20 protein-coding genes are annotated in these 23,590 nt (G+C 65.2%); 11 read left to right on the top strand and 9 right to left on the bottom strand.

Annotated elements, in window-relative coordinates; all coding sequences use genetic code 11:
• The first annotated feature begins 339 nt into the window (after window positions 1-339).
• Window positions 340-1,806 (top strand): hypothetical protein, encoded by a 1,467-nt coding sequence (locus FJ979_RS17650; RefSeq protein ID WP_140582467.1) that lies wholly within the window; start codon window positions 340-342, stop codon window positions 1,804-1,806.
• 167 nt (window positions 1,807-1,973) lie between these two features.
• On the opposite strand, the gene FJ979_RS17645 is transcribed toward FJ979_RS17650, so the two are convergent.
• Window positions 1,974-2,510: a DUF6428 family protein gene (locus FJ979_RS17645; protein WP_140582464.1), complete on the bottom strand. Its 537-nt coding sequence runs from the start codon at window positions 2,508-2,510 to the stop codon at window positions 1,974-1,976.
• A gap of 42 nt (window positions 2,511-2,552) precedes the next feature.
• Here FJ979_RS17645 and FJ979_RS17640 point away from each other — a divergent pair, with 42 nt between their 5' ends.
• The 4 genes from FJ979_RS17640 to FJ979_RS17625 all read left to right on the top strand — a co-directional run bounded on the left by FJ979_RS17640 (window position 2,553) and on the right by FJ979_RS17625 (window position 5,635).
• Window positions 2,553-2,906, top strand: a complete 354-nt coding sequence (locus FJ979_RS17640) for a metalloregulator ArsR/SmtB family transcription factor (RefSeq protein ID WP_140500133.1) — start codon at window positions 2,553-2,555, stop codon at window positions 2,904-2,906.
• 85 nt (window positions 2,907-2,991) lie between these two features.
• Window positions 2,992-3,405 (top strand): arsenate reductase (glutaredoxin), encoded by a 414-nt coding sequence (gene arsC, locus FJ979_RS17635; RefSeq protein ID WP_140500131.1) that lies wholly within the window; start codon window positions 2,992-2,994, stop codon window positions 3,403-3,405.
• A complete protein-coding gene (arsK, locus tag FJ979_RS17630; protein ID WP_140582461.1) occupies window positions 3,386-4,624 on the top strand; it encodes an arsenite efflux MFS transporter ArsK in 1,239 nt (412 codons plus the stop codon). The genes arsC and arsK overlap by 20 nt, the downstream gene beginning before the upstream one ends.
• A 129-nt stretch (window positions 4,625-4,753) precedes the next feature.
• Complete coding sequence (locus FJ979_RS17625; RefSeq protein WP_140582458.1) at window positions 4,754-5,635, top strand: DMT family transporter; 882 nt, start codon at window positions 4,754-4,756, stop codon at window positions 5,633-5,635.
• A 51-nt stretch (window positions 5,636-5,686) separates the two neighbouring features.
• On the opposite strand, the gene FJ979_RS17620 is transcribed toward FJ979_RS17625, so the two are convergent.
• Both FJ979_RS17620 and FJ979_RS17615 read right to left on the bottom strand, forming a co-directional pair.
• A complete protein-coding gene (locus FJ979_RS17620) occupies window positions 5,687-10,696 on the bottom strand; it encodes an autotransporter domain-containing protein (RefSeq protein ID WP_181181785.1) in 5,010 nt (1,669 codons plus the stop codon).
• A 225-nt stretch (window positions 10,697-10,921) separates the two neighbouring features.
• Entirely contained in the window at window positions 10,922-11,881 is a 960-nt protein-coding gene (locus tag FJ979_RS17615; protein ID WP_140582452.1) for an AraC family transcriptional regulator, read from the bottom strand.
• Window positions 11,882-12,167: 286 nt separating this feature from the next.
• Between FJ979_RS17615 and FJ979_RS17610 the strand changes: the two genes are divergently transcribed.
• On the top strand, window positions 12,168-13,217 hold the full coding sequence (locus FJ979_RS17610) for a helix-turn-helix transcriptional regulator (RefSeq protein ID WP_224620083.1): 1,050 nt from the start codon (window positions 12,168-12,170) through the stop codon (window positions 13,215-13,217).
• A gap of 153 nt (window positions 13,218-13,370) precedes the next feature.
• Here the strand turns inward: FJ979_RS17610 and FJ979_RS17605 are convergent, their stop codons facing one another.
• Genes FJ979_RS17605 through FJ979_RS17595 form a run of 3 tightly spaced genes read right to left on the bottom strand, consistent with a single transcriptional unit; the run spans window position 13,371 to window position 17,124 of the window.
• Complete coding sequence (locus tag FJ979_RS17605) at window positions 13,371-15,668, bottom strand: xanthine dehydrogenase family protein molybdopterin-binding subunit (RefSeq protein ID WP_140582446.1); 2,298 nt, start codon at window positions 15,666-15,668, stop codon at window positions 13,371-13,373.
• Window positions 15,665-16,648, bottom strand: coding sequence for a xanthine dehydrogenase family protein subunit M (locus tag FJ979_RS17600; protein WP_140582443.1), 984 nt, complete (start codon window positions 16,646-16,648; stop codon window positions 15,665-15,667). The genes FJ979_RS17605 and FJ979_RS17600 overlap by 4 nt, the downstream gene beginning before the upstream one ends.
• Window positions 16,645-17,124 (bottom strand): (2Fe-2S)-binding protein, encoded by a 480-nt coding sequence (locus tag FJ979_RS17595; RefSeq protein ID WP_140582440.1) that lies wholly within the window; start codon window positions 17,122-17,124, stop codon window positions 16,645-16,647. Before FJ979_RS17595 ends, FJ979_RS17600 begins: the two co-directional genes overlap by 4 nt.
• A gap of 302 nt (window positions 17,125-17,426) precedes the next feature.
• Between FJ979_RS17595 and FJ979_RS17590 the strand changes: the two genes are divergently transcribed.
• The gene (locus tag FJ979_RS17590) at window positions 17,427-18,041 is read left to right on the top strand and encodes a TetR/AcrR family transcriptional regulator (RefSeq protein WP_140500115.1); all 615 of its coding nucleotides are present in this window, start codon (window positions 17,427-17,429) and stop codon (window positions 18,039-18,041) included.
• Window positions 18,042-18,098: 57 nt separating this feature from the next.
• Window positions 18,099-19,097: a bestrophin family ion channel gene (locus FJ979_RS17585; protein WP_140556442.1), complete on the top strand. Its 999-nt coding sequence runs from the start codon at window positions 18,099-18,101 to the stop codon at window positions 19,095-19,097.
• A gap of 84 nt (window positions 19,098-19,181) precedes the next feature.
• Here the strand turns inward: FJ979_RS17585 and FJ979_RS33350 are convergent, their stop codons facing one another.
• From FJ979_RS33350 to FJ979_RS17575, 3 genes are all read right to left on the bottom strand, one after another.
• Window positions 19,182-19,310 carry a hypothetical protein gene (locus FJ979_RS33350; RefSeq protein ID WP_263486928.1) on the bottom strand — a complete coding sequence of 43 codons (129 nt, stop codon included), beginning with the start codon at window positions 19,308-19,310 and terminating at the stop codon, window positions 19,182-19,184.
• A 32-nt stretch (window positions 19,311-19,342) separates the two neighbouring features.
• On the bottom strand, window positions 19,343-19,663 hold the full coding sequence (locus FJ979_RS17580) for a hypothetical protein (protein WP_140561118.1): 321 nt from the start codon (window positions 19,661-19,663) through the stop codon (window positions 19,343-19,345).
• A 120-nt stretch (window positions 19,664-19,783) separates the two neighbouring features.
• Complete coding sequence (locus FJ979_RS17575) at window positions 19,784-20,536, bottom strand: DUF899 domain-containing protein (protein WP_140582437.1); 753 nt, start codon at window positions 20,534-20,536, stop codon at window positions 19,784-19,786.
• Window positions 20,537-20,643: 107 nt separating this feature from the next.
• Here FJ979_RS17575 and FJ979_RS17570 point away from each other — a divergent pair, with 107 nt between their 5' ends.
• From FJ979_RS17570 to FJ979_RS17560, 3 genes are all read left to right on the top strand, one after another.
• Window positions 20,644-21,864, top strand: coding sequence for a helix-turn-helix domain-containing protein (locus FJ979_RS17570; RefSeq protein ID WP_140521470.1), 1,221 nt, complete (start codon window positions 20,644-20,646; stop codon window positions 21,862-21,864).
• Between the two features lie 35 nt (window positions 21,865-21,899).
• Window positions 21,900-22,532 (top strand): glutamine cyclotransferase, encoded by a 633-nt coding sequence (locus FJ979_RS17565; protein WP_140521471.1) that lies wholly within the window; start codon window positions 21,900-21,902, stop codon window positions 22,530-22,532.
• A gap of 160 nt (window positions 22,533-22,692) precedes the next feature.
• Window positions 22,693-23,523: an aldo/keto reductase gene (locus FJ979_RS17560; protein ID WP_140582434.1), complete on the top strand. Its 831-nt coding sequence runs from the start codon at window positions 22,693-22,695 to the stop codon at window positions 23,521-23,523.
• The last annotated feature ends 67 nt before the right edge of the window (window positions 23,524-23,590 follow it).

Genomic DNA, 23,590 nt, shown 5'->3' with positions numbered 1-23,590 from the left:
TTTTACCCTCCCCTTGTGGGGAGGGTCGCTGCAAGCAGCGGGCGGAGTTGGCGCGGCGCTACAGGAAGAGCATCCTTCAGCGCCAGCGCCTCAGTCCTACCTTCCACGAGGGGAAGGTAGGAGCCAGGATTTTCCGCATTCAGATTCCACCCAGAAATCGGGTGCGTCAATCCTGCAAAAAGACGGCCGCGGCACTGGTCGCCCGCCGCATCCCAACCCCAAATGTCCAACTTTACGCTCCCCCTAATGGGGGGCTTCCCCTGCGCAATCAGTGGATGTAAGCATACATATTAGCCAATTATTAAATACTGAATGGGGTATGCGTAAAGGGCATTCGTTATGAATTTCAAGGGTCTGATCAAGCGCGCCGAAGACGTAGATGATGCACTCCAGGAGCTGCAGGCCGATCTGGCGGACGCTCTGGATGCCAGCCTCGATACCGAATACGACGCGCCGCCAGACAGCGGCTATATCCCAGATTCCGCGCCAGGAGCCGAGGCCTCGGCACCCGAGGCCAATGCGGCAGATGCGGATGGTGCGGATAATCCGGACGGCGCGGGCAACGCCGACGCCACCGAAACCGCGCCACGACTGACGCCCCATACCCAGACCCGGATGGCGGCATTGAGTGCCTTCGAAGGGATGTTCCACGACGCCAGGAACTATATGGACGAGATCAACGGCAAATTGTCGGAGATCGCTACCTCACACCATTTGACGCGCGAGTTCCTCAACATCCTCCACACCGACATTCTTCGCGCCAACGAGCTGGAGCTCGCAAATGGCGACCTGATCGCGGAACAAAGAACGCTGTCGGAAAAGCTGCACGACACGGCAAGAAAGCTGCGCGAGCGTGAAAGCGCCTGCGAATTGCTGCAACAGCGCGAGACAAGCCTGGTCCAGGACAGGGAGGCGCTTCGCGCAGCGCTCGCAGCGGCCAGGCTGGAACTTGCCGAGACGGCCAATGCGAGCGCAAAACGCGACGCGGAGTTCGGCGACATCGCCAAGCGGCTGACGGCCAGGGCGGTCGAGGCCAACAGGCGCCTGCGCGAGAGCAAGATGCTACGGGAAAAACATGTCAGCCTGTCGATCGAGCTCGACAAGGCGCTGAAGCGGGAAACCCAGACGCGCCACAGGCTCGACGAGCTCTCGACGATCCATGCCAGCGAAGCAGCGCGGCTTGCCGAACTGCTGACCGCGCTCGGCAAGAGCGAGAAGGAGGAGATGCGGCTCCAGAAGTCACTCGAGACCGCGCAGGCGAAGCTGTCGGAAATGACCGAAGCGGCCAGCATGATGGAAGGCGACAGGCAAGCTGAACTCGCCCGCAGCCAGACGGAAATGCGCGGATTGCGTTCCGAGATCCAGGACCTGCAATCACGGCTGGAGCGGGCCTCGCACGAGAACAGCGAGGCCACAGCCGAGATCGCCAGGCTCAAGACCGACTTGAACGACACGCTGGCCGAAAAGAAAATCGCCGATCAAAGGTTGTCCTCGCTCACCGACGAGAACGAAAACGACAAGACGAGCCTTTCGAAAGCGAACGCCAATCTTTCGCAGCTTGCGCTGCAACAAGCATCGGAACAGATACAGCTGGATGTCCAGAGGCAGGAATGCGAGGACCTCAAAGCTGAAATCGCGTCGCTCAACGCGCGGATCAAGGAATTGCTGCCTTACGAGCGGCTTCACAAGGCCACCAACGGCAGATCGCGCGAGGCCGACGTGGTCGACATCGCCGCCGTTGTGGCGGAGAAAGCCCGTGGAACGGGCAGGCGGCGCATCCGCAGGAACCTCCGCGCCACGCCGTAGCTCATTTCGCCGGCATGGCCGCAGGTCCCGCTGCGGGGCAGCGTTCCGCGCCCGCTGCCTCAACGCGATCGCACGCCGCCGCCGCGGCGCATATCGCTGAACTGAGCGAGCGGAAGGCTGTCTTGGCCGTCAAGACGGCGCCAAGCCATCTGCTCGGCTGCGAAGCGTTAGCCGCAGCAAGGTTGGGGTCCGGCCGAAGGTCCGCAGCAGGCCTTGGCTTTCCTTTCCTCCTCCAGCCAGCGGTCGCGCGGCTTGCAGCTTGCCGGCCGCGGCGAAAGCTCGACATGCACCGCATCACCCGCGAGCCGGGGGAGCGCGGCGCGGTAGAGCTGCATCGGGCGCACGCCGTCGCTGACTTCGAAAGTGAGCTTGGCGGAATGGTCGAGCCCGACATGCTCCGTCACCTTGCGGATGATCGCCGAGAATTTCCCGGCCGGCATATGCGTGCGGTCCTCCTCGACGTCCCAGAGCTGCACGAAGATCTCGGCCCAGGATTCCGGGTTTGCACCGCAGTCCAGCGCAGCGAACTGGCCGGCCTTCACTTCGGTGACGTGGTAGCCAGGTCGCACCGGCCGGCCGTCATAGAAGAACACCAGCGGCCGGTCCTTGTAGCCCGCCAGAAACTCCAGCAGGCCAGCGATGGTGATGTCGTCGGGATCAACGACGTCAGCGGGTTCAAATTCCCGATTGTCAGAAACGAGCATGTGCGGTAATCCTTGTTTCAACGTTTTTAGGATTGTTGAAATATGGATGAACGTCAAGCCCTTTCCGCCTTTGCGGCCCTTTCGCAAGAAACTCGCCTGCGCATCCTGCGGCATCTGGTGATTGCCGGTCCGGACGGGATTGCCGCGGGCGCCATCGCCGAAAAAGTCGAGGTCTCGGCCTCGAATGTGAGCTTCCACCTGAAGGAGCTCGAGCGGGCAGGGCTGATCAGCGTGCGGCGCGCTTCGCGCTCCATGGTCTACAGCGCCGAATATGACACGTTGAGCGGCCTCATCCGTTTCCTGATGGAGGATTGCTGCTCCGGCCGGCTGGAGATCCGCGCTTCGGCGTTGGCTCCAGACTGCTGCGCCGCCGATGTGAAGGGACCGGTTCAGTGATCGTCGCGCCGACAGCCCGGGCGATCGTCCCGACCGCGCCGCATCAGCAATCCGAAATCCAACCTCTTGCCGTCGAGGCCAAGCCATGACCGCTACGATCTACCACAATCCCGACTGCGGCACCTCGCGCAACACGCTTGCCATGATCCAGGCGAGCGGCGAGAAGCCTGACATCATCGAGTATCTGAAACATCCGCCCAGCCGGGACCGCTTGCGCCAGCTTGTCGCCGCCATGGGAATTCCGGCGCGCGCTCTGCTGCGCGAAAAGGGTACGCCCTATGCCGAACTCGGCCTGGGTGACGCCAAATGGACCGATGAACAGCTGATCGACGCCATGCTGAGGCATCCGATCCTGATCAACCGGCCGATCGTCGAGACGCCCAAGGGGACGCGGCTGTGCCGTCCGTCCGAGCTCGTGCTCGATCTGCTCGACCATCCGGTGGTCCGCTTCACCAAGGAAGATGGCGAGGTAGTGAACCATGACCGTGGCATCAAGTGATCGAAGCCTTTCCGATCTCGAAGTCCCGGAGCGCTCGCCGCTGGCCGCCATTGCCGCCCTCGGCGTCACCCAGATCATCGGCTACGGCACGCTGTACTACAGTTTCAGCATTCTCGCCGCCGATATGGCCAGCGATCTGGGCTGGCCGACCGAATGGATTTTCGGCGCGCTCTCGGCGGCTCTGCTGGTTGGCGGGCTGACGGCGCCCTGGCTCGGAAACTGGATCGACCGCTTCGGCGCCGGCAAGATCATGACCGTCGGCTCGATCCTTGCCGCGGCTGCGCTCGCCGCCTGTGCCTACGCGCCGGCGGCCGGGGCCTTCGTGGCGGCGCTGATCGTGCTGGAAGTGGCATCGAACCTGGTCCAGTACGGCGCCGCTTTCGCGCTCCTTGTGCAGATAAGGCCGCGTGCAGCGCAACGCAGCATCACCTATCTCACCCTCATCGCCGGCTTCGCATCGACCGTGTTCTGGCCGATCACCTCGGCCCTGCACGCGCAGATGTCATGGCGAACCGTCTATCTCGTCTTCGCGGGGCTGAACCTGCTCGTCTGCCTGCCGCTGCACGCCTGGCTCTCGCACGGGCTGGCCAAGAGCAGGCGCTCGGCGACCGAGCCGCCACGGCATGTCCAGGGATCGCTTCCGGCCTCGGCGCGGCCGCTCGGCTTCGCGTTGATGGTCATCGCCTTCTCGCTGCAGAACCTGCTTGGCGCCGCTGTCCTGGTGCATATGGTGCCGCTGCTTTCCGGACTTGGCCTCGGGGCGACCGCTGCCGTCGTCGGAACGCTGTTCGGGCCGTCACAAGTGTTGAGCCGCTTCATCAACATGATCTTCGGTATCAACCTGCCGCCATTGACGCTGGCCATCATCTCGGCCGGCCTGATGACGAGCGGGGTCGTCGTGCTGAACTGCACGGCGCCTTCCGTCGCAGGCGCGATGGTTTTCGCCGTCGTCTTCGGCATGGGCAACGGGCTTTTCAGCATCGTCATCGGCGCCCTGCCGCTGACATTGTTCGGCAGTGTGGACTATGGCCGGCTGCAGGGGCGCGTCACATCGGCCCGGCTGCTCGTTTCCGCCGTTGCACCCTTTGCGCTGGCCTTCGCCATCGTCCATGTCGGCATTGCCTTGTCGCTGGCGGCGATGGCATTTCTGGGCGGTGCCGCGCTGCTGGTCCTGACGTCGATCATGAGACTGCCGAACGCGCGCAACGGCCGCGTCTGAGGGCGGCCGGCTCGTCCGGCCCTTTCTTGCCCCATCGAGATGCCGGTCCTGCCTCACGACGGACGGGCCGGTTCGCCCTATCTCCCATGACGCAGCGTTTGCCTGATGGCGCACGGAGGACGGGATCAAGTGACATCGACGCCGGTTGTCGGTCGTGAAGCGGCGCCTTTGCCCGTGATGGCGCTGTTGGGGGCCATGGTGTCGATCCAGATCGGCGCTACTTTCGCCAAGAGCCTGTTTCCGGTGATCGGCGCGCAGGGCACGACGACGCTGAGGCTGGTCGTCGGCGCGCTGATGCTGATCGCCGTGCTGCGGCCCTGGCAGATGCGGCCTTCGCGCGCCACCATGCCGTGGCTGGTCGCTTATGGGGTAACGCTGTGCGCGCTCAACCTCCTGTTCTACGCCGCGCTCGCCACGATTCCGCTCGGCGTCGCGGTGGCGCTGGAATTTTCAGGACCGCTGCTGGTGGCGACGCTGACCTCGCGGCGGGCGGGCGACTTTGCCTGGATCGCATTGGCGGTCGCCGGCATCGTGCTGTTGTCACCCTTCATCCGTTCGCTCCAGCCGCTCGATCCGACCGGGGTGATGCTGGCGCTGGCGGCCGGCGGTTTCTGGGCCCTCTACATCGTGCTGGCGCAGAAGGCGGGCGCCGAACTCGGCACCCGCACCACCGCCTATGGCATGGCGATCGCCGCCGTGCTGGTGCTTCCTTTCGGCGTGGCGCAGGCGGGAGCGGGCCTGCTCGCGCCGTCGATCCTGGTCAGTGCCTTGCTCGTCGGCCTGTTCTCGAGCGCGCTGCCGTTCTTTCTGGAGATGGTGGCGCTGACCCGGATGCCGGCCCGCATCTACGGCACGCTGACCTGCCTGGAGCCAGGATTGGGCGCGCTGGCCGGCTTCCTGTTCCTGCATGAGAGCCTGACCGCGCCGCAACTGGCCGGCATCGCCGCCGTCATCGTCGCGGCCGCCGGGACCGCGCTGACCTCGAAGCCGCCGGTGCCGTCGCCGGAGTAGGGCCGATCAACGTGCAGGTTCGTGCTGCAAACCCGGTTTCGCCACCGTCGTTCAGAACTTCACGCCCAGATCGACCTTCGCGCCCTGGTCGGCCGTGCCACTGCCGAACTGGCCGGTATAGGACAAGCCGAGCGTCGCATTGGCCGACATGTTGAGATCGAGGCCGGCCTCGATCACCGCGGCATCCCTGGCGATCGGCACGCCGGCGATGGTGAATTGATCGCCGCCGGCGAAGGCGAAGGCGGAGGTCGGCGTGACATCGCCGAAGGCGTGACGCCAGCCGAGCATGCCGCGAGCGGTGGCATCGATGCCGCCAAGCGCGAAGTCGGTCGCGCCGCGAAGGCCGAGCGTGGTGAAGGTGGCGTCGGTTCTTGTGCTGGCGCTGGTCAACGCCGCGGCACCACCCGTTTCGGTGAAGCCGTCGGTGTGCACGCTGACATAGGCGAGGTTGGCGAAGGGTTCGAAATGGAAGCCACTGGCATCAGCCTTGTAAGCGAGTTCGCCGAACGCTTGCGCGGTGCCGGCGTCGTAGTCCGCCGACAGTTGATCGGCAAAGCCGTTGAAAGTAGCCGAGCGCCTGGTCGAGATGCTGCTCCAGCTATAGGCTGCACCGCTGCGGAAGGCGATGGCGCCCCAGTTCGTGCCGCCATAGAGACCGAGATGGTAGCTGTCGCTCTTGCCTGACGAATCGCGGTCGTCGGCATCGAAGGAGGAATGGCCGTAGCCGCCGAGCACGCCGACACGCCAGCCGCCGACCAAAGTGTCGGCGCCGGCCAGCAGGCCGCCGGTCGAGCGATCGAAGGCGGCGGCATTGCCGTCGCTGTCGGTGTTGCTCCACGAACCGAACACCTGGCCCCAGACGGCGAAGCGGTCGGTATCGGCCGCCACCATTTCCGGCCCACCCTCGCCATAGGCCATGACCGGCAGCGCCGCCGCGCCGCCATCGCCAAAGGCAGCAGCAATGCGATTGCTGGCGGCGTCGCGGACGAAGCGGCTGTCTTCAAGCAGCATGCCCTTGGCCGAGGCATGGATTTCCCCGGAAAGCTGGTCGAAGGCGTCCTGGGCGGCTGCTTCGCTCGGCAAAGCAAATATGGCATCGAACAGCGGATTGCCGCTGCCAAGACTTTCGGCACCACCGCCGGTGGCGATCTGGTTTGGCGTCAGGCCGACATCGGCGAAGGACTTTGCCTGCACTGCGTCGATGTAGACATGCGTCGGATCGTAATTGGCGTAAAGGCCGGTGAAAAGGCCCAGTCCGCTGATTGTGTAGGTGCCGATGACGCCCGCGTCGGCCTGCAGAACCGTGTAATGCGTGCCCGGCACGTAAGGCGCTGCGTCCGTCTTGAGCATTTGGAGGATCGCGCCGGAGGCGATGGTCGCCGTGCCCGTCGCGTGGATGAGATCGGACTGGCCGGTCGAGGTCAGCTCGACCTGGTAGATCGAGCCGGCCGCCTGGTCGAGATTGCCGGCGACGTGGAGCGTACCGATCGAATTGCCGGGGGCGATGATGCCGCCCGACCGCGCCATGACGCCGCCCACCGTGCCGTTGCCGCCCAATATGCCGCCGAAGATCGTCACCAGCGAGTTGGCCAGCGAACCGTTCACGGCCAGCCGCCCGCCATCCACATTGGTGGCACCGGTGAAGCCGCTCGAATCGGCGGTGAGGTTCGTCGCGCCGGCGATCTGGTTGATCGTGCCTGCGCCACCGATCGCCGACGCGAAGGCGTGGTTCGTGTCGGTGTGGTTGAAGTTGATCGCACCCGCGCCCGGCCCGAACTGGACGCTAGTCGCATTGAGCGTGCCCGCGGCCGCCGCTGGCGATCCGCTCGCCGCACCGATGTTGAGCGTGCCGACGGAGCCCGCCATGGCGGCGATGTTGACCACGCCGCCGCTCGACACCGCGCCGCCATTGGCAATCGTCAGCGTGCCTGTTCCACTAACGCCGACATCGAGATCTCCGCTGCTGGCCCATGTCGAGCCGGCGCCGCTGACGTTGGCCATGCCGATGGACCCGGCATAAAAGCCCAGATAGCCATCGGTGTTGGCGACCTTGCCACCGTTCGAGACGGTCAATGATCCCGTGCCACCCTGACCGACCTGAAGGAGGTTGCTGCTGGTCCAGCTTGAGCCTGCGCCGCTGACGATTGCCGTGCCCAGGGCCCCGGCGTCAAAGCCCAGATAGCCAGCAGCGCTGGTGACGATACCTCCGTTTGAGATCGCCAGCGTGCCGGTGCCGTCTTCGCCGAGATAAAGGGAAGCATTGTTGGCCCAAACCGAGCCGACGCCGTCGACTGTCACCGAGCCGATGGCGCCCGCGGCGGAGCCCACGGTGCTCACCAGGTTGACGACGCTGCCGCCGTTCGAGATCGTCAACTTGCCCGTGCCGGAATCGCCGATGCGCAGGTCCGAGAAATTGATCCAGTGCGAACCCGACCCATCAACGGTGGCGATGCCTGTGGAACCCCCAGCCTTGCCCAAATAGCCGGTCTGGTTGCTGGCGGTGCCGCCATTGGTGATCGCCAGCGTGCCCGTACCTTGGTCGCCGACGCTCAGGTTCGAACTGTTTGCCCAAATCGAGCCGGCACCGTCGACCGCTACCGTGCCGAGCGAACCCGCGGCGTAGCCAATCAAGCCCAAGCCATTGCTGACCATGCCGCCGTTCGAAACCGTCACCGTGCCCGTGCCAAAGCCTCCGACATAGAGGTCCCCGCTGTTCGTCCACTTCGATCCCGCGCCGTCAACCGCCGCCATGCCGGTCGAACCGGCAATGTAGCCGACATAGCCCCAGCCATTGCTGACCGTGCCGCTGTTCGAGATCGTCAGAGTACCCGTGCCGAAACCGCCTACGAACAGGTCCGAGCTGTTGTTCCAGGCCGCCCCCCCACCGTCGACCGTTACCGTGCCGGTCGAGCCCGACAATGTGCCCACATAGCCTGTGGTATCGCTGACCTTGCCGCCGTTCGAGATATTCAGCGTGCCGGTACCCTGATCGCCGACGAACAGGTTGGAACTGTTTGTCCAGGTCGATCCCGTGCCGTCGACCGTCACCGTGCCGGCGGAACCCGAATCGAAACCAACGAAGCCCAGGCCACTGCTGACCGCGCCGCCGTTGAGGATGTTCAGTTCGCCGGTGCCGGCGGAACCGACAACAAGAGCTACGCTGGCCCAGGTCGAGCCTATACCGTCGACCGTTGCCGTGCCGGTGGAGCCGGCAACGTTGGCTAAAATGCCGTTCTGATTGCTGACCGCGCCCTTGTTCGAGACCGCCAGCGTACCCGTGCCCTGATCGCCAACGATCAGGTCCGAGCTGTTGGTCCAGGTCGAGCCGGCGTTTTCGACGAACACAGTGCCGGTCGAATCTGCTTTCGCGCCAATGACCGCCGAGCTGTTCTTGACGACCCCGCCGTGGGAGATCGCCAGTGTTCCGGTACCGAAATCGCCCACAGCCAGGTTGGAGCTGTTGGTCCAGGTCGAGCCGGCGCCGTCGACGAACACGAAACCGGTCGAACCTGCTTTCGCGCCGATATTCCCCGAGGCGTTGCTGACCACGCCGCCGCTCCCAACCAAGAGCGTGCCGCTGCCGCTATCGCCGACGAATAGATCCGAGCTGTTGGTCCAGGTCGAGCCGGAACCGGTGACCGTCGCGAAGCCGATAGAGTCCGTCAGCGCGCCGATCGTGCCGATGGCGCTGCTGACCGCGCCGCCGCCCAAGATTGTGAGCGCACCCTGGCCTTGGTCGCCGATGAACAGGTTGGAAGTGTTTGTCCAGGACGATCCGTTACCGTCGACCGCCACCGTGCCAGTGGAGCCCGCGGCATAGCCCGCATATCCCACCGAACTGGTGACTTTGCCGCCATTTGTTATCGTCAGCGTGCCGAAACCCCCGTTGCCGACCGCGAGCGCGGCGTTGGCCCAGGTGGATCCAACGCCATCGACGGTTGCCGTGCCACTGGAACCCGCCAGGTTACCCAAAATGCCGCTCAGGTTGCTGACTTTGCCGCCGTTCGAAACCGTCAGCGTACCGGTGCCCTGATCGCCGATGAACAGGTGGGAAGCGTTGGTCCAGGTCGAGCCCGTGCCGTCGACGATGACCGTACCCGTGGAGTTTGAATTCTTGGCAATTGTGCCTACGCTGTCGGTCACCTTGCCGCCGGCGGAAACGATCATCGCGCCCGTGCCAGTCTGTCCAACCGTCAGGTTCCCGCTGTTTGTCCATGTCGACCCCGTGCCGGAGACATTGACCGTGCCGTGAGAGCCGGCATTCGCGGCGACAACGCCGGTCACATCCGTCGCCGTTGCTCCGCTGAAGATGTCCAGAAATCCGGTGCCCTGATCGCCGACAGTTACCTGGGAAGCATTCGTCCAGGCCGAGCCTAGCCCCGTCACCAAAACGGTGCCGGAGGCCGAGAAACTCCCGCCAATATTGGCAAGATCATCCGACAACAGGCCGCCATTTGAAACCGTCACCGATCCGGTGCCGCCGAAACCGACATAGAGATTGCCCGCGCTGTTCCATTGCGACCCGGTGCCGTCGACCGTGGCCGTTCCAACGGAGCCGGAATTATAACCGACAAAACTACTGCCATCATTCATAACACCGCCGCTGGCAACGTTCAGCGTGCCGGTGCCGCCATATCCAAGGGCGAAACTAGCGAAAGTACTCCACGAGGAGCCGACGCCGGTGATCGTTGCCGATGCATTGGCGGTTGCCGAATATGCCAATGTACCGTCTTGGCTGGTCAGAGTGCCGGCATTCGAAATGGTCAGATCACCGGTCGAGGAAGAGCCATTTGCTATGGTGACACCGGCGGCAAAAGCATTTGCGCCGTTGATGACAGTCGGGTTGACGGCGCTTGTGTTGATAGTGACATTATCGGCCGCTGTCGGCACCGACGCTGGGGTCCAGTTTCCGGCCGTGAACCAGTTCGTGGAGGCAGCACCGGTCCAGATCTCGGCTGCCGCCGCGGTGAGCGGCTGACCAAGACCGACCAGCGCGGTCGAAGCCAGCAACAGATACTTCATCCCCGTCGCCTTGCGGCCTGCAAATGTGTTCTGCGGCATCCAAACCCCTGACATGACAGTCGTTTCACCCTGAGGCTGACATGTCATTGGAGCCCGGGCTTGTCTTGGGCAGGGCCGCACTGGAATTGGACTGGAGCGAAAAGCCGTGCCTTTTGCGCGCACTGTGGCAGTTCTGCGCCACGAGCGCGCAGGCGCCGCTCCACCGGCCTCTCAAAGAGAGAATCGGACCCCGCGCCAGGGCCGGCCACAGAAAATGCCGCAATCCTATCTGGCGCTGGTCGGCGTGTAGCCGAAACGGCGACGAAAGCAGCGATTGAAATACGATACATCGCTGAACCCGCTCGTCATCGCGATATCGCTGACCCGCATGTCGCTGTGTCTCTGAGAAAGCATCCTGTGGGCGCTCTGCAACCGCAGCTCGAGAACGCGCTCGGAGAAGCTCACTCCCGTTTCCTGAAGGAGATCATGGACGTAGCGCGCCGACAGGGCGAGTTGTTGCGCGACACCTTGGGCGGAGATGCCAGGATCGGCGAAGTCCTCGGCAATCGTTGCCAGGATCGCCTCCAGCCTGGCGGCGCGCAGGCCGCGAAGACCGACCAATTCGGCAGCCCGGCCTTTCGCCCCGGTCACAAGGCCGATCAGGTCCACGATCGTGTCCGTCGCATGGGTTATGAGATCGGCCGAGGCGAGCGGGCTGCCGCTTTCAAGAAGCTCGCAATAGCGCTTGAGAAGATCGAGGGCTTCGTTGTCGGCGCCGATCTTCAACCCCAGCCGGTCGTCGATCTGCGGGAAGGCGCGCATGAGGACCGCGCGTGGGACCACCACATTGGTCCAGATATTGCTGTCGGCACCGGTCATTTTCAGCGCCTCCGAGGCCGTGACGAGGACCGCTTCTCCCCGACCGACGGCATATTCGCGGCCGACCTGCACGCCCGACAAGAGGGTGTCGGCCTTGTTGATCAACAGCAAATAGCCGTCATTGTCGTCCTCGGCGATGTTGCTCGCCTTCCTTGTCGCCTGCTTGATCGTTCCGGACATCTGGCCGAGAACCAGTGAACCGACAGCCGTGGCTTCGATCGAGGCCTCGAAGGGCAGGTTTTCCGATATGCCGTATTCCACCGACCATATTTCCGCGACGTGGATGTCCTGCCACAGGGAAAATCGCTCGCGTTCGCCAAGATGCGGCGGCAACTGAGCCGATGAAAACACCGTCTTTCGCGACAATGGAAAACCTCGATAAAGTATCCGCGCTTAAAAAATACCGATCGCCATACTTTCAATCGGCAGAATAACCGGCAACAGTGGCGGCTGGCGTCAAGCAATCGAGTTGAATCCTAATCGAGATCGGCCAGGAGTGGCGTCATCCAAAAGTATGACGCCACAAAATTATCCGAGGCGAGATCGCAGTGTGTCTGGAGGCGTGGTGGAGAGGCTGAGCAGCGAAGTTCTTGGTTCCATTATCGGCGATATTTACGATTGCGTTTTGAACCCGGAAGGCTGGGCCGGCGTCATGACCCGGATCACGACCGCCATGGACGCGGCCTATACAACCATCGCGCTCGCCAGCACCGCCGACAGTCATGGCCGCTTCGCCGCTCAATCGCCCTGGGATCCCGTGCAAATGCGCGTGCTCCAGGATTATGACTTTGACGCAATTCCCGGTTTGAAGACGGCGGTCGTCGGCGATGTCGACACGCCTGTCGCGACGCTGTCGCTGATGAGCGAAGCCGAACTCGGGCAGACGGCATTTTTTCAGAACTGGGCCAAACCTCAGGGACTGCGCGAAGCCTGCATCACCAAGTTCGTCCACACATCGGACCGGATCGGGCTCATGGGTTGCACCACATGGGCCGACAGGGGGATCATATCAGCCGAAGACCAACATTTCCTCGCGTTGCTCTCGCCGCATCTGCGCCGTGCTTCCCTGATCGGAGACCTGCTCGACCAGGCTCGCGTTACCGCCAGCCTTTACCGCCAGGCGCTCGACAATCTCGCAGTGCCTGTCGTGCTTGCCGGCGCCAACGGGGCCATCCTCCATGCCAATGGCGCTGCCGAACGGATGTTGTCGGCGCAAGGTCCGATTCTTTCCAGGAACGGCCTGCTCCAGGCGCAGAATCCGGCGGTCGCCCGCGCCCTGCTGGAAGCGATCGCCAGCGCCGCGAACGCGGATGCTTCGCTTGGCGCCCGGGGCATAGGACTGCCGGTCTCGGCCCCAGGCCGGCCGCCCGCCGTCGCCTATGTGCTGCCGCTGACCGAAGGAACCGCGCGCGCGGCTTTCCGGCCGGCATGCGCGGCTGTTTTTATATCGACCACGACGTCGGCTTCTCCTCTGCCAGAGGCCGTCCTGACCACGCTGTTCGACCTTACGCCCGCGGAGGCGCGGGTCCTGCTGCGGATCGGCAGCGGATTGTCGGCGTCGAAGAGCGCTTTGTCGCTCGGCATCGGCGAAAACACCTTGAAGACACACCTCAATCGTATCTTCGCCAAAACCGGGACGAGACGCCAAGCCGACCTCGTCAAGCTCGTCTCGGACATAGGCACGCCCCTGGCAGCGCATTGAGGCTGAAGGCGTAGTCCGCAGCGCGAGATCGGCTCACCGCCTCCAGAGCGGCTCCGGCGCGAAGCGCTCGCTCGCCGGGATCGCGCCTGGCCGCCCCCCTCTGGCCTGCCGGCCATCTCCCCCTCAAGGGGGGAGATTACTCGCTTCCACCGCTCAGATCAGCTTCTCCAGCGTGATCGGCAAGTCGCGCACCCTTTTCCCCGTCGCGTGGAACACCGCGTTGGCGATCGCCGGCGCCACGCCGACGATGGGCAGTTCGCCGACGCCCTTGCCGCCGAGCACAGAGGAGTGCGGGTCGGGGATGCCGACCGAAATCACCTCGATGTCGGGAATGTCGGCATTGGTCGGCACCAGATAGTCGGCGAGGTTGTTGTTGACGATGCGGCCGTGGCGGCGGTCGATGATGCCTTCTTCCAGCAACGCCTGGCCGATGCCCATGATGATGCCGCCCTTCCACTGGCTTTCCGCCAGCTTCGGATTGTAGAGCCGTCCCGAATCCAGCGCCGACACGACGCGCGAGACCCGCACGGTGCCGAAATCCTCGTCGACCCGGACCTCGATGAAATGCGCGCACCAGGAGTGGCGGGAATAGTCGCCTTCGGTGTGCGGCAGCGCCATGGCGATGGTGGTGTAGTTCCTGTAGCGGTCCTCGGCACTCGAATTGGCCGGCATGGTATCGCCTGTCGCCTCGATGCGATCGCGGCCGACGCTTTTGAGGAGCTCGGCGATCGACACATCGGGGCCGTCGCCACGCGGTGCGGTGATGCGGCCATTGGCGACGACCAGCGTGTTGGCCTGCAGCGCATGGAAGGGCGAGCGCGGGTCGCTGATCGCCAACCCGACCAACTGGTCGAGCGCCGAGGTCGCGGCCTTGTAGACGGCACCGGTCATGACGCCGGCCAGGCGCGAGCCGCCTGCGACGCCGGCGCGGGGAAAGCGGGAATCGCCCAGCTTCACCACGACGTCGTCGGCCGGCACGCCCACCGTCTCGGCCGCCGTCTGCGCCAGGATGGTGTAGGTGCCCTGGCCCATGTCGATCGAGGAGCTTTCGACCTCCACCGAGCCGTCGGCCAGGATGCGCACGATCGCCTCGCCATAGGCGCGCCGCACCGGATAGGTACCGGCGGCTACGCCCCAGCCGATCAGCTGGTTGCCGTCGCGCATCGAACGCGGCTCCGGTGAGCGCCTGGCCCAGCCGAAGCGCTCGGCGCCCGTGGCAAAAGCCTCGCGCAACTGCCTGGTGGACCAGGCTTTTTTCACTTCCGGGTCCTGCTCGGCATAGTTCCGCAGCCGGATCTCCAGCGGGTCGATGCCAACCTCATAGGCGAGCTCGTCGATGGCGCTTTCGATGCCGAAGGCCGAAGGGTTCTCGCCCGGCGCGCGCATGGCGCCCGGCACCACGGAATTCACCCGCACGACGTTCTGCCGGGACGAAAAGTTCGGCGTCGCGTACATGATCGAGGTAACCGAGGCCAACGGCTCCACCCACATGCCATCGATCGACGTTTCATTGACGCCGCGATGCACGATCGACTGGATTTTTCCTTCCGCATCCGCGCCGAGCGCCACCGTCTGGCGCGTCGCGGCGCGGCCGCCATAGCCGGTGAAGGTCTGCGGGCGCGTCATCACCAGGCGCACCGGCCGGCCGAGCATTTTGGCTGCACTCGCGGCAACCGCGCCGTGGCCGAGCGCCAGCGCCTTGGAGCCGAACCCGCCGCCAATATAGGGCGAGACCAGCCGCACATTCTCGAACGGCACACCGAACCATTCGGCATAGGTGCGCGCCATGCCATCGAGCCATTGGCTCGGCTCCCACACGGTGAGCCGGTCGCCCTCCCAGCGGGCGATCAGGCCGTGCGGCTCCATCGGCGCCTGGTATTCGCGCGGCGTGTTGTAGGCGGCGCAGATCCGGACCGGGGCGGACGCAAAGGCAGCCTGCGCGTCGCCCCATTCCTTGGTCATGGCCTCGATCGGAATGCCGTCGCCGGCTTTGGCATCGTTGAGGTCGACGATGGCCGGCGTCTCGTCATAGTCGACCTTGACCAGGGCCGCTGCCGCGACCGCCTGCTCGAAGGTTTCCGCGACCACGGCGGCGACATGCTGGCCCGAAAAGCTGATGTCGCGCGCCAGCGGGCAATAAGGCTTGTCGGGCGGGGGCGTGCCGAACCAGTCCGACGCGGTTTTCAGGGCCATGATGGTGTCCGGCGTCAGCACTTGCAGCACGCCGGGCGCCGCCTCAGCCTGCGCCGTATCGATGGCGCGCACCTTGCCGGAAGCGATCGTGCTGTCGACCAGCACGGCATAGGCCAGGTCTTCGAGCTGCTGTTCGACGGCGTATTTGGCCGCACCGGTGATCTTGGCCGGGCCGTCGACGCGCGACAGCCGGCCTCCGACGGCTTGTGCCAGCACGCCGTCGGAGGCGTCGCCATGTCTTGCGATGTGAACGGTCATGCCGCTTCTCCCAGTTTGAGGATCGCTCTGGCCACGACGCGCGGCGCGAGCTCGATCTTGTAGTGGTTGGCGCCATGGTCGACGGCGCCCTCGACGGCGAGCAGGCTGGCCGCGCGGACAGCCTCAGGCTCCAGCACCTTGCCTTTCAGCGCCTCTTCCACGGCGCGCGCCCGCCAGGGCTTCGTGGCAACGCCGCCGAGCGCGACGCGCAGGTCGCGGACGGTGCGCCCGTCGGCCTCGAGGTCGAGGCCGACGGCGGCACTGGCGGCGGCGAACTCATAAGACTGCCGGTCGCGGACCTTCACGTAGGTCGAGCGGCGGGCGGCGGCGGATCCGGGGACTTCGATGGCAGTGATCATCTCGCCCGGTTCGATCGCGTGTTCCTTCTGAGGCGTGGTGCCGGGCAGCAGGAAAAAGTCGTCGACCAAGACCCGGCGTTCGCCGAGATGGACCACCGCATCGAAGGCGACCAGCGCAGTGGCGAGGTCGCCGGGATAGGTGGCGACGCAGGCTTCGCTGGTGCCGAGCACCGCATGGCCCCTGGTGACGCCGCCGATCGCCGAACAGCCGCTGCCGGGCTCGCGCTTGTTGCAGGCGCCAAAATTCGAGGGATCGCGGAAATAGGGGCAGCGTGTGCGCTGCATCAGATTGCCGCCGACGGTCGCCATGTTGCGGAGTTGCGCCGAAGCCGCCTGCCACAGCGCCTCCGAGACAGCGGGAAAGCCGCCCTTGATGCCGGCATGGTCGGCGACATGGCTCATCCTGGCGAGCGCGCCGATGACGGCGCCGCGCTCGTCGATCTCGATGGTGTCCAGCCCCTTGAGATGGGTGATGTCGACCAAGCTGTCGGGCTCGGCGACGCCGCATTTGGCGAGGTCGATCAGCGTCGTGCCGCCGGCCAGCAGCATGGCGCCGGGCAGGGCGGCCGCCTGGCGTGCGGCGTCGACGGAGTTGGCGCGAAGATAGGAAAAATCCCTCATGACGCGGCCTCCGGCGCTGCTTGGCGCACGGCGGCGACGATGTGCGGATAAGCGCCGCAGCGGCAGAGATTGCCGGCCATGTATTCGCGGATCTCGTCATCGGAGCCGGCATGGCCCTCGCGGATGCAGGCGACCGCCGACATGATCTGGCCCGATGTGCAATAGCCGCACTGGAAGGCGTCCTGATCGAGGAAGGCAGCCTGCACGGGATGCAGTTCGCCCTCCCGTGCAAGCCCCTCTATGGTGGTGACGGTGCGGCCTTCGGCCTGTGCCGCCAGCGTCAGGCAAGCCAGCACGCGCTCGCCGTCGACATGCACCGTGCAGGCGCCGCACTGACCGTGGTCGCAGCCCTTCTTGGTGCCTGTCAGGCCGAGGCGGTCGCGCAAGGCGTCGAGCAGCGTGACGCGCGGTTCGAGGTCCAGCGTATGCGGCTGGCCGTTGATATCGAGATGGACGGGGATTGTGGTGTTCGTCATGGGCGTCTGGCTCCAGTTGCTTGACGCTGAGGGAAATGAAGTGGTGTCGGGGCGGGGAAGGGCAAGGCGCAATGTGGTCAGCTTGGCCGATCTCCCCCCGCAAGGGGGGAGATTACGCTCTTCGGCGCCTTCACCAGTCCCTGACGGAAATCGGCTTTGGCTTGCAAGCTTTCAGCACGTGACATACCGGTTCCACTGATTATATGATAAAGGTGCTCCACTAAAGCGGAGGCGCCTCCGTTTATTACGTGGGGGCTGACCCGATGGGGTTCAAGCCCCATATTTCGACAGTGGAGAAAAAATTGGCCGCAGAGCCGTCCGCCATCCCCGACCAGAAGACAGCAGAGGCCAAGCCGCTGCGCGCCGACGCGCAGCGCAACCGCGACCGGCTGGTCGAGGTGGCGGCCTCGGTCTTCGCCGAGCGCGGAATCGACGCCTCGCTGGAGGAGATCGCGCGCCGCGCGGGCGTCGGCATCGGCACGCTCTACCGGCATTTCCCGACGCGCGAGCACCTGGTCGAGGTGGTCTACCGCCGCGAGGTGGAAGGGCTGTGCGCGGCCGCCGGCGAACTGGCGGCAAAGCATCCGTCCGACGTGGCGCTGGAAGAATGGATGCGGCGCTTCGTCGACTATATCGCCACCAAGCGAGGGCTTGCGACCAGCCTGCGCATCCTGTTGACGGCGAATGCCAATCTCTATTCCGACACGTCGGGTCGGGTCTCGGCGGCGTTGCGGCAATTGGTCGAGGCGGCGGTGGCCGAGGGCACCATCCGTGGCGATGTCGACGCGTCCGACGTGCTGCACGCGCTGGGCGGCATCTATTCGGCGCCCGACACCCCGGATTGGCGCGATCGCTCGCGCCGGCTGGTACGGCTGCTGATGGACGGATTGCGGTTCGGCGCCGCCAAGGCTAGGTGAGGGCGACTGGAGACTGGCCTGCGGCTAGCGGGCACGTCCGCGATTTGGGGGCATCTTATGTATGTGGGCCGTTCCTACAAGGTGATGGATTTCGCGCTCTGGTCGCGGCGCAGCGTCATCTACATGGTGGTGGTGAGCGGACTGGCGGTGGCCGCCTACCGTTTTCCCGGACTTGCCGGGTTCTCGGTGCCGTGGTCTGTCGTGCTGGTGCTCGGCACCACGGTGTCACTGGTGGCCGGCTTCAAGAATTCGCAGGTGTTTACCCGCAGCGGTGAAGCGCTGCAGGCGTTTGCGCAAATCACGGCCAGCAGCCGGTTGTGGTCCAATTTCTGCAGGGACTTCACCGACGCCCCGACAGCGAAGCAACTCATCTATCGCCACATCGCCTGGATGACGGCGCTGCGTTTCGCGCTGCGGCGGCCGATGCCATGGGAATCCATGGCGCGGGCCGCCAATATCGAATACCGGCGGCGTTACCATGTCCAGGAGGATACGGGCTCGATTGCCGACGAATTGCGGCCGTTGCTGGCCGAGCAGACCGAGGGCGTCCTGAAATCGCCCCGCCCGGCGATCGCCTTGCTCGAAATGCAATCGGTGCAGGTCAACGGCTTGTTCAAGGATGCCAAGATTCCTCCGCAGATCTATGGCGAACTGACAAAACTCATCCGCGACTTCCACGACCAGCAGGCGCGCTGCGACCGCATCAAGAACAATCCCTATCCCCGCCAATACGCCATCGTCAGTTCCATGTTCGTCATGATCTTCTGCACGCTGTTGCCGTTCGGCGTCGTTCCGGTCTTCGCTGAGATGGGCAAATTCGGCGGGGCGCTGGGCTCGATCGCGATCTGGCTGACGATCCCGTTCAGCACGCTGCTGGGCTGGGCATACATGTCGCTCGACCAGGTCGGCGAGAGCAGCGCCAACCCTTTCGAGGGCAACGCCAACGATGTGCCGATTTCGCAGATCTGCCGCGACATCGAGATCGAGATGCGGACCGGGCTCGGCGAGGTCGACCTTCCCGCGCCATTGCTGCCTGTCAACGACATCGCGACGTAAAAGCCAGCGCGCTTGGCGGCGATGAGCAGGGCGAACGGCCGGCTTCATTGCGCCTGGGCGGCGCGCCGCTCCGCCGTCGAAGCGTCAGGTCTTTTCGGGCGTGCACCAGGGGCAGCCCTTGGCGGGTTGCGACGGCTCGTCGCCGCGCCGTGTCGGCTCCGCCTCGATCGGCTCCCGTGTGTCGGGACCGTGCGTATCACTCGTCCGTGTCATGGTTCTTCTCCTCGACGGGTTGCATCGGCGATTCAAACTGCTTGCGCAATGCTCTGTTTTTGCAGAGTTTTCTCCAAGCGCTTTGCTTTCTCCCGGCCCGCCTGCCTGTTGGAAATCACGCGCAGCCAAGGCGCCAGATGGAAGGCGCTCATCAGCAGGTACATGGCCGGCATGCCGGTGAGCGGCGAAGAGGTGCCCATGCACAGCATCGCCGCATCGCCGCCGAAGATGCCGGCCAGCAGCGCCATCAGGGCGAAGATCGGCGCTGCGGCGAGGCCCAGCCAGTCGGCGATGCCGAGGCGGGCCGCGTCCTGATCGGGACAGCGGCGGGCGTCTGTATGGATGTCGCTCATGTCTTTCTCCTCGGTTGCGCATTGGCGCAAGCCCGGAAAGCAGCAGCAGTCCTGGGAAAGCTGCCGCCTTGCGAAGAGCGTCCGGCCGCGCTTGCGTGGAGCCGGCGCTCTAGCCAGGCTCTACTGGGCGTCCTTGTTGCGGAACGCCGCCTCGCCGGCAGCAGACACTTCGTCCCATTTCCTGTCCGGCGCGGTGTCGGCGTCGTAATTGTCGCTCCAGTTCCACCATTTGTAGGTCGGGGTCTGCGGATAGCCTTCGGGCGAGTCCTCCCAGATCTCCTGGCGGCCGAGCGGCGTGGCATCGAGGTAGCTCCAGACGGTGCCCATCGCCTCATCGCCGCGGTTGTTGATCAGATAGGTGCGGAAGATGCGGTCCTCGTCGCGGATGAAGACGTTGTGGCCGTGCCATTCGTCGACGCCGAAGTCTTTGTCGAAGCTGTCGGTGATGGTGTACCAGGGCATTGCCCAGCCCATCCGCTTCTTCAGCCGCGCAATGTCGGCCTGCGGCGCGCGCGAGGCGTAGGCCAGCGTGGTGTCACGGGCGTTGAGATGAGCGAGGTTGGAGACCTGGTCGGCGCCCAGCGAGCAGCCGCGGCAGGCGTGAACGGGCCAACCATACACACCCGGCTCGAAGAAGGCGCGGTAGACGATCAGCTGGCGGCGGCCCTCGAACAGGTCAAGCAGGCTCGCCTTTCCGTTGGGTCCTTCGAACGTGTAGTCCTTCTCGACGGCCATCCACGGCATGCGGCGGCGCTCGGCGGCCAACGCATCCTTGGCGCGGAGCGTCGCCTTCTCCTTTACGAGCAACTGCTGGCGCGCCGCCTCCCATGCTTGCTGGGAAACGATCGGCGGTGTGTGCATTTGCTTGGTCATGGCTTTTGCCTCGCTGTTCCGGTTTGATGTGACGGGACTGACATAGCGCCGGACAGCGGGATGGTGAGAGTTACAAGTATGGCGGGATTCGCCGTGGCGGGATTTTGATGGATTCGCTGATCACGGCCGCGGGGCTGTTGCTGGCGGCGGGTGATCCGCTCGGCGCGCTCGACCGCGTGGCGTTGCGCGAGGACGCGCCGGCGCTGGCGCTGCGCGGCATCGCCATGGCGCAGCTCGGCGATCTCGACCGGGCCAGGGCTCTGCTGCGGCGGGCGGGGCGCACCTTCGGGCCGAGGGAAGCGGTGGCGCGCGCCAGATGCGTCATCGCCGAAGCCGAGATCGCGCTGGTTTCGCGCGACCTCGGCTGGCCGGCCAAGGCGCTCGACGCGGCGCGGGCGACGCTGGAAAAGCAAGGCGACCGGCTGAACGCCGCGCATGCGCGGCACCTGGAAGTGCGATTCCTGTTGCTGATCGGCCGTCTCGACGAGGCCGAGCAGGTGCTGGCCGGGCTCGATGCGACGCCGTTTCCGCCGGCTTCGCGGGCCGCGCACGAGCTGGTCGTCGCCGGCATCGCCATGCGGCGCCTCAGGACGAAGACCGCGCGCGCGGCACTCGAGCGGGCCCGCCACGCCGCATGGCGGGCCGGCATTCCCGGACTGATGGCCGAGGTCGACAGCGCGTTCCGGGTGCTGGCAACGCCGGCGGCGCGGCTGATCGCGAACGGCCAGGAGCATCCGCTGCTGCTCGAGGAAGTCGAGACCTTGCAGGCATCGGAAGCGCTGGTGGTCGACGGTCTTCGTTATGCCGTGCGCAGACAGGAGGCGCGGGCCTCTCTGGCGACGCGCCCGGTGCTGTTTGCGCTGGCGCGCGCGTTGGCCGAGGCCTGGCCCGGCGACATGCCGCGTGCGGCGCTCATCGCCAGGGCCTTCGGCGGCAGGCACGCCGATGAATCGCATCGCGCCCGGCTGCGGGTCGAGATCGGCCGGCTGCGCGCCGAGCTGCGCGGGCTGGCCGACATCCAGGCGACGAAGCGCGGTTTTTCGCTGGCGCCGAAACGGGGCGGCGAAGTGGTGGTGCTGGCGCGGCCTCTCGAGGAGCGGCATGCGGCAGTGCTCGCCTTCCTCGCCGACGGCGAAGCCTGGTCGAGCTCGGCACTGGCGCTGGCGCTCGCATCCAGCCAGCGCAGCGTGCAGCGCGCGCTGGAGCAGCTTGCCGAGACCGGCAAGGTGCAATGGTTCGGCCACGGCCGGGCGCGCCGCTGGATGACGCCGCCGGTGGCGGGTTTCACGACCACCTTGTTACTCCCGGCGCCGTTGCCGAACGGCTAGGAATGGATCACACGATCAAGGGTGAGGATGAAGACATGAAACATGCGGCGGCCGAAATCCTGCGTGAATACGGCCCCTTTGCGGGCGTGGACAGCGTGCATGGGGTGAGCTTCGATGGGCAGAACGTCTGGTTTGCCTCGGGCAAGGGGCTCACCGCCTTCGACCCGGAGAGCGGGCAGGCGGTGCGCTCGATCGATGTCGCCGCGCATGCCGGGACGGCCTATGATGGCCAGTACCTCTACCAGCTCGCCAAGGACCGGATCCAGAAGATCGATCCCGGCACCGGCGCGGTGCTGTCCACCATTCCGGCGCCCGGCGGCGGCGGCGATTCCGGCCTCACCTGGGCCGAGGGCACGTTGTGGGTGGGGCAGAACCGCCAGCGCAAGATCCACCAGATCGACCCTGAGACCGGGGCGATCCTGCGCGTCATCGAATCCAACCGCTTCGTCACCGGCGTGACCTGGGTCGATGGCGAGCTGTGGCACGGCACCTGGGAAGGCGACCAGAGCGATGTGCGGCGCGTCGACCCGGAGAACGGAGACGTGCTGGAACGGCTCGACATGCCGCCCGGCAAGGGCGTGTCGGGGCTCGAATCCGACGGCGGCGACCGCTTCTTCTGCGGCGGCGGCCCGGGCGGCGTGGTGAGGACCGTGCGCCGACCGAAATGAGGGCTGATCTTTGCGGTGAGCTCACGTGCCGACGCCTGCGGACAAGCGACAGGAGCATCGTCTGTGTCGATCACAGATTCGGCAATTTGTCCGCCGCCGGCTGGCCGTTGCCCGATGCCGGGCCTAGATAGGCTGGACCATCTTCGCAGAGGACCAGACCATGCCTGAACAGATTTCGTTGAACGACGGCTCGACCATTCCCCGGCTCGGCCTTGGCGTGTGGCAAGTCGATCCCGCTATCACCGCCAAGGTGGTGGGTTGGGGGATCAAGGCCGGCTACAGGCTGATCGACACCGCCGAAGGCTACCAGAACGAGAAGGGCGTCGGGGAGGCGATCCGGAGCGCGGGCGTGCCGAGAGGCGAGCTGTTCATCACCTCGAAGCTGCGCAACGGCGCGCACCAGCGCGATGCCGCATTGCGCGCCTTCGAGGATACGATGGACAAGCTCGGCATCGAACAGATCGACCTGTTCCTCATCCACTGGCCGGTGCCCAGCCAGGACAAATATGTCGAGGCCTGGCAGACATTGGTCGAGCTGCAGAAAGCCGGCCGGATCAAATCGGTCGGCGTGTCGAATTTCAACCGGGATCACCTGGAGCGCATCATCGGCGAAACCGGCGTCACGCCAGCCGTCAACCAGATCGAGCTGCATCCGCGTTTCCAGCAGCGCGAGATCAGGGAGTTCCATGCCCGGCACAACATCCACACCGAAAGCTGGAGCCCGCTCGGCAGCGGCAGGCTGCTCAGCGACGCGACCATAGCAGGCATCGCCGCAAAGCACGGCAAGTCCGCGGCGCAGACGATGATCCGCTGGCATCTCCAGGAAGGGCTGATCGTCATCCCGAAATCGGTCCACCAGGACCGCATATCGGCCAATTTCGACGTCTTCGATTTCGAACTGGACGCGCAGGACCTGAAGGCCATCCGCGGCATGGATTCAGCCGACGGCCGCGTCGGGCCGAACCCTGCGACGGCGGCGTTCTTGTTTTGAGGCCACCAACGTTTTTACTCTACGGCGCCCCCCTCTGTCCTGCCGGACATCTCCCCCACGAGGGGGG

The sequence above is a fragment of the Mesorhizobium sp. B1-1-6 genome (assembly GCF_006443035.1).
In the GTDB taxonomy this organism is placed as follows: Bacteria; Pseudomonadota; Alphaproteobacteria; order Rhizobiales; family Rhizobiaceae; genus Mesorhizobium.
The sequence above is the reverse complement of the archived record's forward strand: the minus strand, read 5'-3'. Positions and strand labels throughout refer to the sequence as shown.

Excerpts from the sequence above, each read along its gene's own strand:
- FJ979_RS17575 (WP_140582437.1), bottom strand. The coding sequence starts at position 20,536 with ATGACCAAGCAAATGCACACACCGCCGATCGTTTCCCAGCAAGCATGG.
- FJ979_RS33350 (WP_263486928.1), bottom strand. The coding sequence starts at position 19,310 with ATGACACGGACGAGTGATACGCACGGTCCCGACACACGGGAGCCGATC.
- arsC (WP_140500131.1), top strand. The coding sequence starts at position 2,992 with ATGACCGCTACGATCTACCACAATCCCGACTGCGGCACCTCGCGCAAC.
- FJ979_RS17600 (WP_140582443.1), bottom strand. The coding sequence starts at position 16,648 with ATGAGGGATTTTTCCTATCTTCGCGCCAACTCCGTCGACGCCGCACGC.
- FJ979_RS17640 (WP_140500133.1), top strand. The coding sequence starts at position 2,553 with ATGGATGAACGTCAAGCCCTTTCCGCCTTTGCGGCCCTTTCGCAAGAA.
- FJ979_RS17605 (WP_140582446.1), bottom strand. The coding sequence starts at position 15,668 with ATGACCGTTCACATCGCAAGACATGGCGACGCCTCCGACGGCGTGCTG.
- FJ979_RS17595 (WP_140582440.1), bottom strand. The coding sequence starts at position 17,124 with ATGACGAACACCACAATCCCCGTCCATCTCGATATCAACGGCCAGCCG.
- FJ979_RS17610 (WP_224620083.1), top strand. The coding sequence starts at position 12,168 with ATGACCCGGATCACGACCGCCATGGACGCGGCCTATACAACCATCGCG.
- FJ979_RS17560 (WP_140582434.1), top strand. The coding sequence starts at position 22,693 with ATGCCTGAACAGATTTCGTTGAACGACGGCTCGACCATTCCCCGGCTC.
- FJ979_RS17650 (WP_140582467.1), top strand. The coding sequence starts at position 340 with ATGAATTTCAAGGGTCTGATCAAGCGCGCCGAAGACGTAGATGATGCA.
- FJ979_RS17580 (WP_140561118.1), bottom strand. The coding sequence starts at position 19,663 with ATGAGCGACATCCATACAGACGCCCGCCGCTGTCCCGATCAGGACGCG.
- FJ979_RS17620 (WP_181181785.1), bottom strand. The coding sequence starts at position 10,696 with ATGCCGCAGAACACATTTGCAGGCCGCAAGGCGACGGGGATGAAGTAT.
- FJ979_RS17570 (WP_140521470.1), top strand. The coding sequence starts at position 20,644 with ATGGATTCGCTGATCACGGCCGCGGGGCTGTTGCTGGCGGCGGGTGAT.
- FJ979_RS17585 (WP_140556442.1), top strand. The coding sequence starts at position 18,099 with ATGTATGTGGGCCGTTCCTACAAGGTGATGGATTTCGCGCTCTGGTCG.
- FJ979_RS17565 (WP_140521471.1), top strand. The coding sequence starts at position 21,900 with ATGAAACATGCGGCGGCCGAAATCCTGCGTGAATACGGCCCCTTTGCG.
- FJ979_RS17645 (WP_140582464.1), bottom strand. The coding sequence starts at position 2,510 with ATGCTCGTTTCTGACAATCGGGAATTTGAACCCGCTGACGTCGTTGAT.
- arsK (WP_140582461.1), top strand. The coding sequence starts at position 3,386 with ATGACCGTGGCATCAAGTGATCGAAGCCTTTCCGATCTCGAAGTCCCG.